This is a genomic window from Streptomyces sp. NPDC001381 (genome assembly GCF_042895685.1).
GTDB lineage: Bacteria > Actinomycetota > Actinomycetes > Streptomycetales > Streptomycetaceae > Streptomyces.
Genome location: NZ_JBIAWO010000002.1, coordinates 406,160 through 421,465, shown reverse-complemented (window position 1 = coordinate 421,465; position 15,306 = coordinate 406,160). Strand labels below are relative to the sequence as shown.

Here is a 15,306-nt window from a genome sequence, read left to right as displayed (position 1 = left end):
GCGGGGACGGGGGCTCGGCCCCGATCCGGTCCCCAGGAACGACGAAGAGGCCATTTCCGACTCAGCGGAAATGACCTCCGACCTGCTACTTCACAAGTCGGGACGACAGGATTTGAACCTGCGACCCCTTGACCCCCAGTCAAGTGCGCTACCAAGCTGCGCCACGTCCCGTTGCCCGTCTGACCTGGGGTTTCCCCTGGCCGATCGTGCAGGGAAACAATACCGCACTCGGGTCGGTGGTCGCGCACCCGTTTATCGCCGTCACCCGCCCTGCGGCACACCCAGCCCGGGATACGCCTCCAGCAGACGGGTGGGGGCGGCCTGACGCCAGGAGTCGGCGAGGATGGCGCGCAGTTCGTCCTCGTCCTCGATGGCGGCCAGACGGGCCCGCACCCAGGCGAACTGGGCCTCGTGGGCGGCGATCCAGAACTTCGCGGGCTCGGCGAGCACCAGCTCGTCGCGCTCCTCCTTGGGGCAGCGCACCGCGATGGACGTCTCGTCCTCGGGCAGCGTGGCGAACATCTTCCCCGCGACCCGGAAGGTGGGCATGCTCCAGGCGATCTTCTCCGTGGTGTCCGGCAGGGAGAGGGCGATACGTCGTACGTCTTCGGCGTCGGGCATGCTTCGCACCGTAGCCGCTGCCACTGACAGTCACCCCCCGGCTGTGTGTTTGTAGTACAGGGTGGTCGGCCGGAGCACGCCGTGCGGGCTCGCCGCGTAGTCGGGGATCACCCCGGCCCTGGTCCAGCCGGCCGAGCGGTAGAGGTGCTCGGCGGGGCTGCCGGTCTCGGTGTCTAGGTGCAGCAGGGTGATGCCGGCGGCGACGGCGGCCTGCTCGGCGACGGTCAGGAGGCGGCGCCCGAGGCCCCGTCCGCGGGCGTCGCGGTGGACCATCAGCTTGACGAGTTCGGCGCGGTGGCGGCTGTTGGCCTTGTCGGGGAAGACCAGGCCGACGGTTCCGACGACCCGGCCCCCGTCATGGGCCGCCCAGACGGCCGACCGCCCTCCGGCCACCTCGGAGACCCGTCCGCGCCACCACTCGACGGCCTCGGCGCGGTCGAGGGGCGCGAGGAAGCCGACCGAGGCGCCCCCGTCCACCGCGTCCACCAGCAGATCGGCCAACTCCTCGACACGGTCCACGAGTTGCCCGGCGTCGAGTCGCGTCGCCGTCATGGCAGCACCACCGCCAGGACGTAACGGGCCCGAGTGCCGCCCACGCACCGGAACCGGGTGGGCCCCGCCACCCGCAGCCGCAGGCAGTCTCCGGCGTCCAGGCGGTGTTCGACGTCCTCGGCCGTCACCGCGAGGCCGCCTTCCAGGACCCAGATGTGCTGCTCCAGACCGGACACCGGCGGACGGTCGTAGGCGATGTCGGCGCCCGCGGCGAGCCTGCCCTCGACCAGTTCGCCGCGCAGGCCGGGGTGCGGCGGGGACACCGAGCGGCGGACGAACCCGGAGGCCCTGTCCTCCCAGACGGGCTGCTCGGCGGCGCGCAGGAGCGGCGCGGGCTCCTCCTCGACCTCGCTGAGCAGCCGGGACATGGTCCGGCCGTAGACATGGCAGAGCCGGTTGAGCAGTGCGGCGGTGGGGCTGATCTCCGCCCGCTCCGCCCGGGACAGGGTCGAACGGCTGATCCCGCTGCGCTCCGCCAGGTCACCCAGGGACCAGCCGCGTTCGGCGCGCAGCTCGGCGAGCCTGCGGCCGAGGCGGGCGTCCACCGGCTCCGGGACGTCATCCTGTTTCATATCCGGGATGATATCCCGGATATGAAACGGCAGGGTTACCGGAGGCTCACACCCGCGCGGCCTCACGCAACGCGTCCAGCACCGGACGGATCAGCGGATGCTCCTCCGCGCCGCGCCGTACGGCCGCGAAGACCCGGCGGGTCGGGGCCGCGCCGTCTATCGGGCGGACGACCACGCCGGTGAGGTCCATGCCGCGCAGCGCCGAGCGCGGGACGAGCGCCACCCCGGCGTCCGCCGAGGCGAGGGCGACGACCGCGCGGAAGTCGTCCGAGGAGTGTTCGAGCCTCGGCTGGAATCCCGCGTTCTCGCAGGCCAGGACCACCACGTCATGGCAGGGGTTGCCGGGGTAGGGGCCGATCCAGGGGTCCTTGGCCAGCTCCGCGAGGGGCACCTCGGGGGCGTCGGCGAGGCGGTGGGTCACGGGCACGACCGCGTCGAAGGGCTCGGCGTACAGCGGGACGTGCGCGAGCCGGGGGTCGTCGGCGGCCGGGGCGCCGCGGTACTCGACGGCGACGGCGACGTCGACCTGCCGGTCGAGGACCATCGGCAGACTGGCGTCCCCCTCGGCGTCCTGGACCCGGATCCTTATGCCGGGCGCGGTGCCGGCGAGCCGGGCCACCGCGGGCGCGACGACCAGGGCGATACCGGTCGCGAAGGCGGCGACGGTGACCGTGCCGGCCGCCCCGGAGCTGTAGGCGGCCAGTTCCGCCTCCGCGCGCTCCAGCTGGGCGAGGACCGCGTGGGTGTGGCCGAGCAGGATCTCGCCGGCCGGGGTCAGCCGTACACCCTTGGCACTCCGCTCGACCAGGCGGTGGCCGGTCTCCTGCTCCAGCGCGGTGAGCTGCTGGGAGACCGCGGAGGGGGTGAGGTAGAGCGCGGCGGCAGCCGCCGTCACGGTGCGGTGGTCGGCCACCGCACGGAGGATGTGGAGCCGCCGCGCCTCGATCATGGGATCGATTATTGCAATATGTCAGGCTTCGAGTTCCGCGCGTGCCGCGACGAACGCGTCGACGGCGCGGTCGACGTCCTCCGTGGAGTGCGCGGCGGACAGCTGGACGCGGATCCGGGCCTGCCCCTGGGGGACGACCGGGTAGGAGAAGCCGATCACGTACACCCCGCGCTCCAGCAGCAACTCGGCCATCCGGCCGGCCTTCGCCGCGTCGCCGATCATCACGGGGGCGATGGCGTGGTCGCCGGGGAGGATGTCGAAGCCCTCCTCGGTCATCCGGCGGCGGAAGAGCGCGGTGTTCTCCGCGAGCCGGACGCGCAGGTCGTCGGCCGACTCCAGCAGGTCGAGGACCTTCAGGGACGCGGCCGCGATCACCGGCGCGAGGGTGTTGGAGAAGAGGTACGGGCGGGAGCGCTGGCGGAGCAGCGCGACGATCTCGGCGCGGGCGGCGACATAGCCGCCGGAGGCCCCGCCGAGCGCCTTGCCCAGCGTGCCGGTGATGATGTCGACGCGGTCCATGACGCCGTGCAGTTCGGGGGTGCCGCGGCCGCCGGGGCCGACGAAGCCGACGGCGTGCGAGTCGTCGACCATCACCATCGCGTCGTAGCGGTCGGCGAGGTCGCAGATCTCGCGCAGCGGCGCCACGTAGCCGTCCATGGAGAAGACGCCGTCGGTGACGACCAGACGGCGGCGCGCGTCGGACGCCTCCTTCAACTGCCGCTCCAGGTCCTCCAGATCACGGTTGGCGTACCGGAAGCGGCGGGCCTTGGACAGCCGGATGCCGTCGATGATCGAGGCGTGGTTGAGGGCGTCGGAGATGACCGCGTCCTCCGGGCCGAGCAGGGTCTCGAAGACACCGCCGTTGGCGTCGAAGCAGGAGGAGTACAGGATCGTGTCCTCCTGGCCGAGGAAGGCGGACAGCCGCGCCTCCAGTTCCTTGTGCACCTCCTGCGTGCCGCAGATGAAGCGCACGGACGCCATGCCGTAGCCCCAGCGGTCCAGGGCGGCGTGGGCGGCGGCGACGACCTCGGGGTGGTCGGCGAGGCCGAGGTAGTTGTTGGCGCAGAAGTTGAGCACCTCGCCGGGGCGGCCGCCCGCGGTGACGGCGACGGTCGCGGACTGCGGGGAGCCGATCACCCGCTCGGGCTTGTGCAGACCGGCGGCGCGGATCTCGTCGAGGGTGGCGCGCAGGTCGTCGCGCACGGAGTCGAACATCGGGGAACTCCTAAGGAATGCAGGTGACTTACGCGGTCCAGTCGAGGATGACCTTGCCGCCGCGGCCGCTCGCCGCGTCGGCGAACGCCGCCTCGAAGTCGCGGTAGCCGTACCGGCCGGTGATCACGGGGGCGAGGTCGAGGCCGCCCTCCAGGAGGACCGACATCGCGTACCAGGTCTCGAACATCTCCCGGCCGTAGATGCCCTTGATGGTGATCATCGAGGTGACGATCCGGGCCCAGTCGACCGGGAACTCCTGGGACGGCAGGCCGAGCATCGCGATGCGGCCGCCGTGGGTCATGTTGGCGATCATGTCACGCATCGCCTCGGGGCGGCCGGACATCTCCAGGCCGATGTCGAAGCCCTCGCGCAGTCCCAGCTCACGCTGCCCGTCGGCGATCCCCGCCTCGGACACGTTCAGCGCCAGGCTCACACCGATCTTGCGGGCCAGTTCCAGGCGCTCCTCGCTGACGTCGGTGATCACGACGTTGCGGGCACCCGCGTGCCGGGCGACGGCGGCGGCCATCAGACCGATCGGGCCGGCACCGGTGATCAGCACGTCCTCGCCGACCAGCGGGAAGGACAGGGCGGTGTGCACGGCGTTGCCGAACGGGTCGAAGATCGCGGCCACGTCGAGGTCCACCGGCACCCGGTGCACCCACACGTTGGACGCGGGCAGCACGACGTACTCCGCGAAGGCGCCGTCGCGACCGACCCCGAGGCCGACGGTGGCCCGGCACAGATGGCGGCGCCCGGCGAGACAGTTGCGGCACTTGCCGCACACGAGGTGTCCCTCGCCGCTGACCCGGTCGCCGATCCCGATGTCGGCCACGTCCCGGCCGGTCTCCACGACCTCGCCGACGAACTCGTGGCCGACGACGAGCGGGGTGCCGATCGTCTGCCGCGCCCAGCCGTCCCAGGCCCGGATGTGCAGGTCGGTGCCGCAGATGCCGGTCCGCAGGACCTTGATCAGTACGTCGCCGGGGCCGACGGCGGGCTCCGGGACGTCCGTGAGCCACAGCCCGGGCTCCGCCTTCTCCTTGACCAGCGCCTTCAAGCTGCGGCTCCTGTGCGTGAGGTCCCGGACGCGAGCAGGCCGAAGCGCCCCGCGGCCGGGGAGGGGTGTGGATGTGTCAGCAATCTGCCTCATCGCGCCCGCCCCGGTCCATCGAGCTTTTCTTAAGCGGAGCAACAGCTTTCCTTCACGCCCGGTCCTCGGCCCGGTCTACGGCGGCGGCGCGCGCGTCTCCAGCCGTACGACGAGGTCGGCGGCCGTCGCCTTGATGGTCTCCAGGCCGGCCTTCCCCCAGGCGCGGGGTGCGAGGGCGGCGACGCAGACCGTGCCCAGGACCGTGCCGGTCGTGTCGATCAGCGGGGCGCCGAGGTAGGAGCGGATGCCGTACTCGTCGACGACCGGGTTGCCCGCGAAGCGCGGGTAGTCGCCGACGTCCTCCAGGACGAGCGCCTTGCGGCGGACGACGACATGCGGGCAGTAGCCGTACTCACGGGGCAGCCGCCGGCCCAGCTCGGGTTTCCCGCCCCGGGCGCCGCTTCCCCCCGCCGGGGTGTGCAGTCCGGCGAGGAACTGCCCTTCCGCGTCGAGGAAGTTGACCATGGCGTAGGGTGCGCCGGTCAGTTCGGCGAGGCGGTCGGCGAAGGCGTCCAGGGCGGGCTCCGGCCGCTCCCCGAGACCGAGTCGGCGCAGTCTCCGGGTGCGGGCGGGAGCCTCCTTGTCCTCCGGGGTGAGCAGCAGACGACCGGCCGGGCGGGGCGGGTCGTAGCTCATGGGCGGGCTCCGTCGCGGGGGACGTCGTACGTCATATGCGGCTCCGGGGTGGGTGCGCGGGGGTCACATGGTGGTGGCGCCGCGGCTCGGCTGGGGTTCCGCCGGTGCGTGGGCGATGAGGTACCGGACAAGCGTGAGCAGGGTCTGGACTCCGGAGGCGGAGATCCGGGCGTCGCAGCGCACGACGGGGATGTCCGGGTCGAGGTCGAGGGCGGCGCGCACCTCCTCGGGGTCGTAGCGGTGGGCACCGTCGAACTCGTTGATGGCGACGATGAAGCCGAGGCCGCGTTCCTCGAAGAAGTCGACGGCCGCGAAGCACTCCTCCAGGCGGCGGGTGTCGGCGAGGATGACCGCGCCGAGGGCCCCCTCGGACAGCTCGTCCCACATGAACCAGAACCGCTCCTGGCCGGGCGTGCCGAACAGGTACAGGACGTGCTGCGGGTCCAGGCTGATGCGGCCGAAGTCCATGGCGACGGTCGTCTCGACCTTGTTCTCGATGCCGTCGAGGTTGTCGGTCGCGGCGCCGACCGTGGTGAGCAGCTCCTCGGTGCTGAGCGGCGCGATCTCGCTCACGGCGCCGACGAAGGTGGTCTTGCCGACCCCGAACCCGCCCGCGACCAGGATCTTCAGCGCGGTCGGAAAGGGGTCGGCGCGGCCGCCGGCGGGTGCCTCGCGCACGCCGTACGCGTCGGCCTCAGAGCTGTCGTCGTAGTCCATCGAGCACTGCCTCCAGTAGGGCCCGGTCGGTGGGGTTGTGGTGGAACTCGGGGGGCTTGGTGGTCAGGGCCCCGCAGTCGACGAGGTCCGACAGGAGCACCTTGGTGACAGCCGCCGGGAGCTTCAGATGGGCGGCCACCTCGGCGACCGGGACGGGCGCCCGGCACAGGTCGAGGGCCTGTGCGTGCTCGGGCCCGAGGTAGCCGAGGGGTCTCGCCCCGGTGGCCATCACCTGCGACATGAGATCGAGGGCGACGGTGGGTTCGGTGCGCCCGTTGCTGACCGTGAACGGGCGCACCAGCCGTCCGGCCGCGTCGTCGAGCCAGGGCCCGTCGCCGGCCGCCGCCACGCTCAAGGTCCCGTCACCGACGGTTCGACGGCGTGCTGCCGGGGCGCGGTCGTCAGATACGGCCGCACGCTCTTCACGAGCATCGCCATCTCGTAGCCGAGGACGGCGGCGTCGGCCTCCCGCCCGGCGAGCACGGCGAGACAGGTTCCCGAACCGGCGGTGCTGACGAACAGCAGGGTCGAGTCGAGTTCGACGACGACCTGCCGTACGTCCCCGCCGTCACCGAAACGGACGCCGGCGCTGCGGCCGAGGGAGTACAGGCCGGAGGCCAGGGCGGCCATGTGGTCGGCGCTGTCGGCGTCCAGGCCGTGGACCGACTTCACCAGCCCGTCGCAGGAGAGCAGCACGGCGCTCATGGTGTGCGGGACGCGCTGCACGAGGCCGCTCATCAGCCAGTCGAGATCGGATGCATGGCCGGTCGGCACATCGCTCGCCATGGTGGATCGACTCCTTGGGGTACGAAGGTCTGCGGGAGCGCTGGGGGTGGGGGTACCGCTCATCCGGCGGACGCGCTCCCGTCGTGCCGGGGGGTGGGCTGCTCGGTCCGGGCTCCGGTTCCGGTCCCCGTTCCGGAACCACGCCCGGGCCCATGGGCGGGCCCGTCCGCCCCGCCCCGCACGCCGTACCCCTGGGAGGAGGCGGAGGCGTGCGCGGACGGCGCCTGGGATACCGGGGAGGTGGAGCCGGGGGGTGCGTAGAGGGATCGCTCCGACGTGGGAGCCGCGTCCGACGCGGGGCGGGGAGCCGTCCGGTCGGGGAATGCCGAGCCGGGTGGCCGGTACGGCGAGGGCTCCGCCGGCGACGGCGCGTCGGACCCGAGGTTCGGAGCCGCCGTTGCGCGGGACGTGGAACCGAGCGGTGCGTACGGGGAGCGCCCCGCCGTGGACGTCGTGTCCGACGCGGGGTGAGGGGCCGTCGAGTCTGTGGGCGCCGTCGGGTCCGTGGGGGCCGTCGGGTCCGTCCGGGCAGGGTGCGGGAGCGGGGGCAGGAGCGGGGAGTCCGGTGCGGTTTGCCGGGTGGGCTCGAAGGGGTCGGACACCGGGTAGGAGCTGCGTTCCAGTGGTTCCCACTCCGGTGACGGGGCGGATTCGGGGGACTCCGCCTCCAGACTCTGCTGGGCCTCGGCGAGGCCGATGCCCCGCTGGAACGCGGCCATCAGACCTGGGTCGTGCCCGGCGGCCTGCTCGGCGTCCGGACGGGGAGCCGGTCCCCCGCGCAGCTGCGGCGCGATGTGCTCCTGGGCGCGACGACGGGGCAACTGGGGCTTGCCCATGGTCCCGCGGACGGCACTCACGCGCGGGACGGGTGCGATGCCCGCGTGCTCCTCGACCACGGCCCGGTCGGCCGGCCGGATCCCGGGCACGGCCTCGGCCGGGTTGGGCCGGTCCTGACGGGCTCCGCGGACGGGCAGCGGCACGGGCCCCGGGCCGTCCGCCCGAGATGCCTCCGCCCGCCCGCCCGGCACGTGGGCCGACGCGCGCACGGCCGAGACGTCGGCCGACGCAGGCCCGGGGGGAAACCCGGACGCCGTCCGCCCGGCCGACTCGACGGAAGTGGTCGGGGCGCCGAGGCCCCGGCCGCCGTCGGGAGGCGAACCGTCGGAAGCGGCCCGGAGAGACGAGGGCACGGCCGAACCGCCCGTGTCCGCGCCGGACCTCGGGCGCGCGGAGGCCGCCGACTGGCCCGCGTCGGCAGCGGCCCGGAGATGCGACGGCACGGCCGAACCGCCCGTGTCCGCGCCGGACCTCGGGCGCGCCGAAGCCGCCGGCCGGCCCGCGTCCACGGCGGACCGGGGCCGGGGAGGCGCCGCGGACCTGGCCGGGTCGGGGGTGTTGCGCGTGAGCGGCGAAGCGAGGGGGCCACCCGTGCCGGTGGTGGACGCGTCCTCGCTCCGCGACGACACGGGCGGCCGCCGGATGCCCTGCTCCTGGGGCGGGACCGGCGGGCGGCCGCCGTCGGGGGCGGCGTGGGCCGGCGCCCGTCGGCGGCCGCCGCGGCCCGCGTCCTGTCCGTCCACGGGAGCAGCGGCCTGCCGCTGCGACGACGCCGCCCCCGCCGGGTGGCCCGCCTCGACGGCGCCGCGTGCCGGCACCGGCGGACGCAGTCCGGGCGCGGCGCCGCGGGCCGGGTCCGGCGCCGGGGTGGGCTGCGTCCCTCCCCCGGTCAGGGGGTCCTGCGCCGCTACGACAACTCCGGCGGCGCCTCCGAGCAGCGCCTGCGGGACGACGAGGACGGCCTGGACTCCGCCGTAGATGTTGGACTGCAGGCGGACCCGGATGCCGTGCCGGCGGGCGAGCTGGGAGACGACGAACAGACCGATGCGGCCGTCGGCCAGCAGCCGGCCGACGTTGACCTGGTCGGGGTCGGCGAGCAGGGCGTTCATACGGGCCTGCTCCTCGACGGGCATACCGAGGCCGCGGTCCTCGACCTCGACGGCGAGCCCGGAGGTGACGAGGTTGGCGCGCAGCAGCACTTGGGTGTGCGGGGCGGAGAACACCGTGGCGTTCTCGACGAGTTCGGCGAGGAGATGGATGACGTCGGCGACGGCGTGCCCGCGCAGCTCGCCGTCGATCGGCGGTACGAGCCTGACCCGGGAGTACTGCTCGACCTCGGCGATGGCGGAGCGCAGCACCTCGGTCATGGAGACGGGGTTGCTCCACTGCCGCCGGGACACGGCCCCGCCGAGGACGGCGAGGTTCTCGGCGTGGCGGCGGATCCGGGTGGCGAGGTGGTCGACGTGGAAGAGGCCCTTGAGCAGTCCGGGGTCCTCGATCTCGTTCTCCAGCTCGTCGAGGATCGAGATCTCGCGGTGCACCAGGGACTGCAACCGCCGCGCGAGGTTGACGAAGACCTCCAGCTTCTGCTCGCTGCCGGCCTGGCTGGACAGCTGGGAGGCCTGGACCACGGCGGTGACGGCCCCGTCGTGCGCGCGGGCGAGGTCGGCGGCGAGCAGCTCGAAGTCGTCGGCGTCACCGGGAGGTCCGCCGCGCGACTTGCGCGGGGGCGGGACCTCGCCGCGGCGCAGTTCCTCGATGAGCGCGCGCAGTTCGGCCTCGCCGCGCGCGCTGCTCCGGCGCAGTGCGGCGAGGCGGTCGCTGACGGAGCGGGCGGCGCGCTCGGCGGCGACGGCCGCGACCAGGATGCCGACACCGGTGACCGCCACCGCGCCCGCCAGGACGGCCCACAGGACGGGTCCGGGCCGGGTGCCGGTGGAGCGCACGGTGAACAGGACGACCGCGCAGGCGCTGAGGGCGACCGCGGTCGGCGGCAGCACGGCGAGCCGCAGCAACTGGGGCCGTATGTGCGTCTCGGTCGGCGCGGGGGCGGTACGGGTCACCGGCCGTCCGTGCCGCCCGCCCTCACGGCGGTCTGCACGTGCGGCGGGTGCGCGGAGGTGAGACATCGGTGTCCTCGTACTGGTCTGTCGGGCCTGGTCGCTCGCGCAGATATGCGCGACGGACACTCACAGTAGTCGCCAACGCATCAGGTTCGGTGGGCCGTTGACAAACTCCCCCGGTGAGGGTCCCGCTCTGGTATGAGGCTTCGCACGACAGACCGAGACCTCACCACCCGACGACAACACAACCAGAAAACAAACCGATCACACCTGGTCAGACCCGACCCCAAACAAACAGAGAGGACCGGGGAGACCTCCGGCCCCCCGCCCCTCACCACCCCCCTCTTCCGGACTCCTTCCCACCCGACCGGAACCGCCTCCGCGGCCGCGCCGCCCTCCGCCACACCCTCCGGGTTGTCACTCTCGGTATCGGCCATGGCCCTCGGTCGGCCGCCGAGACGGTCATCAAGGGTCGTCCCTCGTCGCGCTGCCGAGGTCACCGTGCCGTTGGCCGCAGCCGGAACACCGGTGCGCTTCGGCGGCGCGCCGGTGCCCGATACCCTCGGAAGGGGGCGGCGGGTCCTGCACCGCTCCCCCGTCGGCCCCTCCCGATGAGGGCGGGGAGAGACGCCTGGCCCGGCGCGGCCCGGTCAGCAACTGCACGATCACCGCCCCGGCGCCGAGCCCGAAACTCGCGGCGTCCACCGGCGAGGCTCCCAGGAAGGTCATGACCAGGCCGGCCCCGGCACCCCCGAGCGCGCCGAGGAAGGCGTCCAGTCCACCGTGCGGCGGGCGGGTTGCGAGGCGTGACCGGAGCCTGGACCGGGCCGTCCGGGCCTGGACCGCCGTGGGCACGGCACTGCAGCGCCAGTCCCACTGGGCTGCGGCGGAACCGGTCTACACCGCGGTGATCGAGCTGCAGCGGGACCGGCCGCGGCCTCGCTCGGAGGACTCCGTCAGATTCCGGGTACGCCCTCCTCGCCCACCAGATCCAGGCGATCGCGCCGCACATCGGTCAGATCCTTCGGAACACCTTTGTCGGTACCGGCCTTGGCCACCGTCACCACCTCGACCAGCGGCCGCCAGCCACCCGCCGGTGCGAGGGCCACCTCGCGCCACCACGGTGCGGCCGGAACGCTCTCGCCGCCGGGCTCGAAGGGCTCGCCCGGGCGTGGCAGCGCGACCGGGGTGCCCACGGCGCGACCGGCGGCCAGGGTGCCCTCGCCCGGGTCGGTCCACGCGTGCGTCGCCAGGTTGAACGTGGCCCAGTGGATCGGCAGCAGCGCGCCGCCCGGCGTGCCGCCCTGGAGGTCGAGATGCGCGCGCACGCCTTCCTCGGGCGTCATGTGGATGTCGGGCCAGAACTCCGAGTACGCGCCGATCTGGATCATCGTCGCGTCGAACGGGCCGTGGGCGGCGCCGATGTCCTTGAAGCCGTCGAAGTAGCCGGTGTCGCCGCTGTGGTAGATCCGGTGCTCCTCGCCGGCGACGACCCAGGAGGCCCACAGGGTGTGCTGGGTGTTGCGCAGGCCGCGGCCGCAGAAGTGGCGGGCCGGGGTGGCGGTGAGGGTGAGTCCGCCGACCTTGGTCGCCTCGTGCCAGTCCAGCTCGCGCAGCCGGTCCGCCGACACGCCCCAGTGCTCCAGGTGGGCGCCGACCCCGAGCGGCACCGCGAACAGCGTGTCCGTGCCGGCCAGTGCCTTGATCGTGGGCAGGTCCAGGTGGTCGTAGTGGTCGTGGGAGATGACGACGACGTCCACCGGGCCGAGCGCGGCCAGCGGGAGCGGGACCGGGTGCAGCCGCCTGGGGCCGACGAAGGGGAACGGGGAGCAGCGCTCGCCCCAGACGGGGTCGAACAGCACGCGCTGCCCGTCGATCTCCGCAAGCACGCTGGAGTGGCCCATCCAGGTCAGGCGCAGGCCCGTGACGGGCGGCTTGGCGAGGTCGGCGAGAGTGGTGGCGTGCACCGGGACGGTTCCCGTGGGGGCACGGCGGGGGCGCTGCTCCTTGTCGAAGAAGACCTTGGCGAAGTCCAGTGCCGAACCCGAGGGGCGGGTGCGGGCCGGGCCGCCGGGGTTCTGGAAGACCCCGTCCCTGAAGTGGGGCGATCTGCGGATGAGCGCCATGCGCTCACCACTGGGGTCCGCGCCGAAGGCCTCGGGCTGCAGTGCGCGGAGCCCGCGGCTCAGGGAACGGAAACCGGACACGGTACCTCCAGGTGGGGTCGCTGAGGCATTCCATTATGGTCGCCCCCTCCGACAGTGCGTTGACAGCCCTCGTCCCGCCTCCCGATACTGACCCACTGTTCAGTAACGATCCGGTTCGAGGAGCCCCCATGTCCGCCGCGCCCCTGTTGTCCCTGACCTGGACGGACGACGTCACCGGCCGCCGGGGCTTCCTGGTGGTGGACCGGCTCGTGCGCGGTGTGTGCAGCGGCGGTCTGCGGATGCGGGAGGGCTGCACCCTGGAGGAGGTGACGGGGCTCGCGCGCGGGATGAGCCTCAAGGAGGCGCTGCACTACGACCCCCGGGCGCGCTACGTCCCCCTGGGCGGGGCCAAGGGCGGCATCGACTGCGATCCCCGCGACCCGGAGGCGTACGGGCTGCTGGTCCGTTATCTGCGGGCGGTGCGGCCGTACGTGGAGAGCTGCTGGACCACCGGCGAGGACCTGGGCCTGACCCAGGACCTGGTGGACCGGGCGGTCGCCGAGGTGGGCCTGGTCTCCTCGGTGCAGGCCGTGTACCCGCTGCTCGACGACGAGGAGGCGGCCCGCGCGCGTCTGGCGGACGCCTTCGCCGTCGAGGTGGACGGCATCGGCCTGGACGAGCTGGTCGGCGGCTGCGGGGTGGCCGAGTCGGTGCTGACCGCCCTGGACGGGGCCGGGGTGCCGTACACCGGGACGCGGGTGGCGCTGCAGGGGCTCGGCACCATGGGCGGCGCCACGGCACGCTTCCTCTCGCGCGCGGGGCTGACGGTCGTGGCCGTCGCCGACGTCAAGGGCACGATCGCCAACCCGGACGGACTCGACGTGGAGGCGCTGCTCGCCGCGCGCGACGGCCACGGCACCGTGGACCGTGCCGCGCTGCGGCCCGCCGACCGCGAACTGCCGGGCGAGGCCTGGCTGTCGGTGGACGCGGAGGTGCTGGTGCCGGCGGCGGTGTCGTACGCGATCGGCGTCGAGGAAGAGGAACGGATCACCGCCCGCTGGATCGCCGAGGCGGCCAACATGCCGGTCCTGCCGGAGGCGGAGGCGTCGCTCCACGCGCGCGGGGTGCGCGTCCTGCCGGACGTGGTGGTCAACTCCGGGACGAACGCCTGGTGGTGGTGGACACTGTTCGGCGACATCGGCGCGGACGCGGACGAGGCGTTCGCGCACACGCGCCGTGCCATGCGGGCGCTGATGGAGCTGGTCCTGGCGCGCGCCCAGGCGGACGGGACGACGCCCCGGGCCGCCGCGCACGCCCTCGCCGCGGAGCGGCTGCCGGTGATCGCGGAGCGGTTCGGACGGCACCGGTGAGGACGTCGGCGCAGGTCGCGGAGCCCGTACGGATCGGCGGGCGTCCGGCTCCTGTGTAGGGTGACGGCGTGGCGAGGGTCCGGTTGAGCGTGGCCGAGCGGCGTGAGGAGCTGCTGCGGGCCGCCATCGAGCAGATCGAGGCGCGGGGCGTGGCGGCGGTCAGGATCGCCGACGTGGCCGCGGCGCTCGGTGTGAGCAACGCGCTGGTCCTCTACCACTTCTCGACGAAGGAGAAGCTGGTCGCCGAGGCCTTCGCGTACGCCGCCGAGGGCGACCTGGCCCAGCTGCGCCGGCTGCTCGGCCGCCGGACGACCGCGCTGCGCCGGCTGCGGTCGGCGGTGCGCTGGTACGCCCCGACCGGGCAGGCCAAGGGCTGGCGGCTGTGGATCGAGGGCTGGGCGGTGTCCCTGCGCGAGCCCGCGTTGCGGGAGGTCGCCCGGGACCTCGACCGGAAGTGGAAGTCGGCGCTCACCGAGGTCATCACCGAGGGTGTGACGGCAGGCGAGTTCACCTGCCCGGACCCGACGGCGACGGCCCTGCGGCTGACGGCCCTCCTGGACGGTCTGGCCGTCCAGCTGACGTCGTACGGCGGCACGGTGTCCCGGGCCAGGGCACAGGAGTGGGTGGAAGAGACGCTGACGAGGGAACTCGGGCTGAGCACCCCGGCCCGCCCGGCGTCCGGGGTCTCCGAGTTCTCCGCGGTCTCCGGGGTCTCCGAGTTCTCCGCGGTCTCCGAGGCATCCGAGGTCGACGACGAGGGCCCCTGACGGCGGGACGGGGGTCGGGGGGCGCAGCCTCCGGGGGCGAGCACGGGAAGGGTGCGGCGGGGTGAATCCCTCCCGCCGCACCCCGCCCCTCACGCCACCGCGGCGATCCGCATCCTGATGTCCGCGGGCGACAACGCGCCCTTGGCGGTCACGTGATCCCCCGACGACTCCCCCCGCAGCCGCCGCCCGATCCACGGCACGAGATACTCCCGCGCCCACTGCACGTCGTCCCTGCGCACCTCGAGCGTCCCCCGGGGCGGCAGCGGCGGCCAGGGCTGCTCCGGGTCGGCCGGCACCTCCAGCCCGAGCACCTGCCCGGCCCGCAGCGCCACCCGCGTGTGCCCCTCCGGGGAGAGGTGCAGCCGGTCGCCGTCCCACGCCCGCCGGTCCTGCACGGACTTCAGGGACCACAGGTCGAGCACCGGACACCCGTACCGGTCCGCGATGGCCCGGACATGCCCGTTGTAGGTGGCGATCTTCCCGCGCAGATGCTTGAGCACGGGCACGCCCCGCGTGTCGAAGCCGGTCGTCACCATGACCGTGCCAGCGACGGCGGTCAGTGCGGCGATCGCGCTCTCGAAGCGCTCGGCGACCTCGTCGGGGTCGGTGCCCGGCCGGAGGATGTCGTTGCCGCCCGCGCAGAAGGACACCAGGTCCGGGGCGAGTTCGACGGCCCGCGGAAGCTGGTCCTCCATGATCTGGTCGAGCAGCTTTCCGCGCACGGCCAGGTTGGTGTACTCGAAGTCGCCTTCGGGCCGCCGGTCCGCGAGCAGCACCGCGAACCGGTCGGCCCAGCCGACGAACGCCCCGTCGGGCCCGGGGTCGCCGACGCCCTCGGTGAAGCTGTCCCCCACCGCCACGTACGACCCGATCACTGATCTGTTGTCACTCTTCGAATCGTCTGCCACGGCAGATCATGATTCA

General features: G+C 73.5%; 15 protein-coding genes and 1 tRNA gene. 2 read left to right on the top strand and 14 right to left on the bottom strand.

Annotated elements, in window-relative coordinates; all coding sequences use genetic code 11:
- Positions 1-97: 97 nt before the first annotated feature.
- From ACFY2L_RS08970 to ACFY2L_RS08910, 13 genes are all read right to left on the bottom strand, one after another.
- Positions 98-171: transfer RNA gene (locus ACFY2L_RS08970), tRNA-Pro, on the bottom strand.
- A 90-nt stretch (positions 172-261) separates the two neighbouring features.
- On the bottom strand, positions 262-621 hold the full coding sequence (locus tag ACFY2L_RS08965; protein WP_390656233.1) for an MmcQ/YjbR family DNA-binding protein: 360 nt from the start codon (positions 619-621) through the stop codon (positions 262-264).
- A 30-nt stretch (positions 622-651) separates the two neighbouring features.
- Positions 652-1,173, bottom strand: a complete 522-nt coding sequence (locus tag ACFY2L_RS08960; protein ID WP_390821916.1) for a GNAT family N-acetyltransferase — start codon at positions 1,171-1,173, stop codon at positions 652-654.
- Positions 1,170-1,745, bottom strand: a complete 576-nt coding sequence (locus ACFY2L_RS08955; RefSeq protein ID WP_390821915.1) for a helix-turn-helix domain-containing protein — start codon at positions 1,743-1,745, stop codon at positions 1,170-1,172. Before ACFY2L_RS08955 ends, ACFY2L_RS08960 begins: the two co-directional genes overlap by 4 nt.
- 46 nt (positions 1,746-1,791) lie before the next feature.
- On the bottom strand, positions 1,792-2,694 hold the full coding sequence (locus ACFY2L_RS08950; protein ID WP_390821914.1) for a LysR family transcriptional regulator: 903 nt from the start codon (positions 2,692-2,694) through the stop codon (positions 1,792-1,794).
- Positions 2,695-2,715: 21 nt separating this feature from the next.
- Positions 2,716-3,909, bottom strand: a complete 1,194-nt coding sequence (locus tag ACFY2L_RS08945; RefSeq protein ID WP_390656229.1) for a glycine C-acetyltransferase — start codon at positions 3,907-3,909, stop codon at positions 2,716-2,718.
- Between the two features lie 28 nt (positions 3,910-3,937).
- A complete protein-coding gene (tdh, locus tag ACFY2L_RS08940; protein ID WP_390656228.1) occupies positions 3,938-4,966 on the bottom strand; it encodes an L-threonine 3-dehydrogenase in 1,029 nt (342 codons plus the stop codon).
- Between the two features lie 168 nt (positions 4,967-5,134).
- Complete coding sequence (locus ACFY2L_RS08935) at positions 5,135-5,695, bottom strand: GAF domain-containing protein (RefSeq protein ID WP_390656227.1); 561 nt, start codon at positions 5,693-5,695, stop codon at positions 5,135-5,137.
- 63 nt (positions 5,696-5,758) lie between these two features.
- Positions 5,759-6,412 carry an ATP/GTP-binding protein gene (locus ACFY2L_RS08930; protein WP_390656226.1) on the bottom strand — a complete coding sequence of 218 codons (654 nt, stop codon included), beginning with the start codon at positions 6,410-6,412 and terminating at the stop codon, positions 5,759-5,761.
- Entirely contained in the window at positions 6,390-6,761 is a 372-nt protein-coding gene (locus ACFY2L_RS08925) for a DUF742 domain-containing protein (RefSeq protein ID WP_359279256.1), read from the bottom strand. The genes ACFY2L_RS08930 and ACFY2L_RS08925 overlap by 23 nt, the downstream gene beginning before the upstream one ends.
- 2 nt (positions 6,762-6,763) lie before the next feature.
- Positions 6,764-7,198, bottom strand: a complete 435-nt coding sequence (locus ACFY2L_RS08920) for a roadblock/LC7 domain-containing protein (protein WP_390656225.1) — start codon at positions 7,196-7,198, stop codon at positions 6,764-6,766.
- A 59-nt stretch (positions 7,199-7,257) separates the two neighbouring features.
- Positions 7,258-10,164, bottom strand: coding sequence for an ATP-binding protein (locus ACFY2L_RS08915; RefSeq protein WP_390821913.1), 2,907 nt, complete (start codon positions 10,162-10,164; stop codon positions 7,258-7,260).
- Positions 10,165-11,054: 890 nt separating this feature from the next.
- On the bottom strand, positions 11,055-12,305 hold the full coding sequence (locus ACFY2L_RS08910; RefSeq protein WP_390821912.1) for an MBL fold metallo-hydrolase: 1,251 nt from the start codon (positions 12,303-12,305) through the stop codon (positions 11,055-11,057).
- A gap of 128 nt (positions 12,306-12,433) precedes the next feature.
- On the opposite strand from ACFY2L_RS08910, the gene ACFY2L_RS08905 reads away from it, so the two are divergent.
- Together ACFY2L_RS08905 and ACFY2L_RS08900 are read left to right on the top strand one after the other, a co-directional pair.
- On the top strand, positions 12,434-13,615 hold the full coding sequence (locus ACFY2L_RS08905; RefSeq protein ID WP_390656222.1) for a Glu/Leu/Phe/Val dehydrogenase dimerization domain-containing protein: 1,182 nt from the start codon (positions 12,434-12,436) through the stop codon (positions 13,613-13,615).
- Positions 13,616-13,683: 68 nt separating this feature from the next.
- A complete protein-coding gene (locus ACFY2L_RS08900) occupies positions 13,684-14,382 on the top strand; it encodes a TetR/AcrR family transcriptional regulator (protein ID WP_390821911.1) in 699 nt (232 codons plus the stop codon).
- An 89-nt stretch (positions 14,383-14,471) separates the two neighbouring features.
- Here the strand turns inward: ACFY2L_RS08900 and ACFY2L_RS08895 are convergent, their stop codons facing one another.
- On the bottom strand, positions 14,472-15,257 hold the full coding sequence (locus ACFY2L_RS08895; RefSeq protein WP_390657097.1) for an SGNH/GDSL hydrolase family protein: 786 nt from the start codon (positions 15,255-15,257) through the stop codon (positions 14,472-14,474).
- Positions 15,258-15,306: the final 49 nt, after the last annotated feature.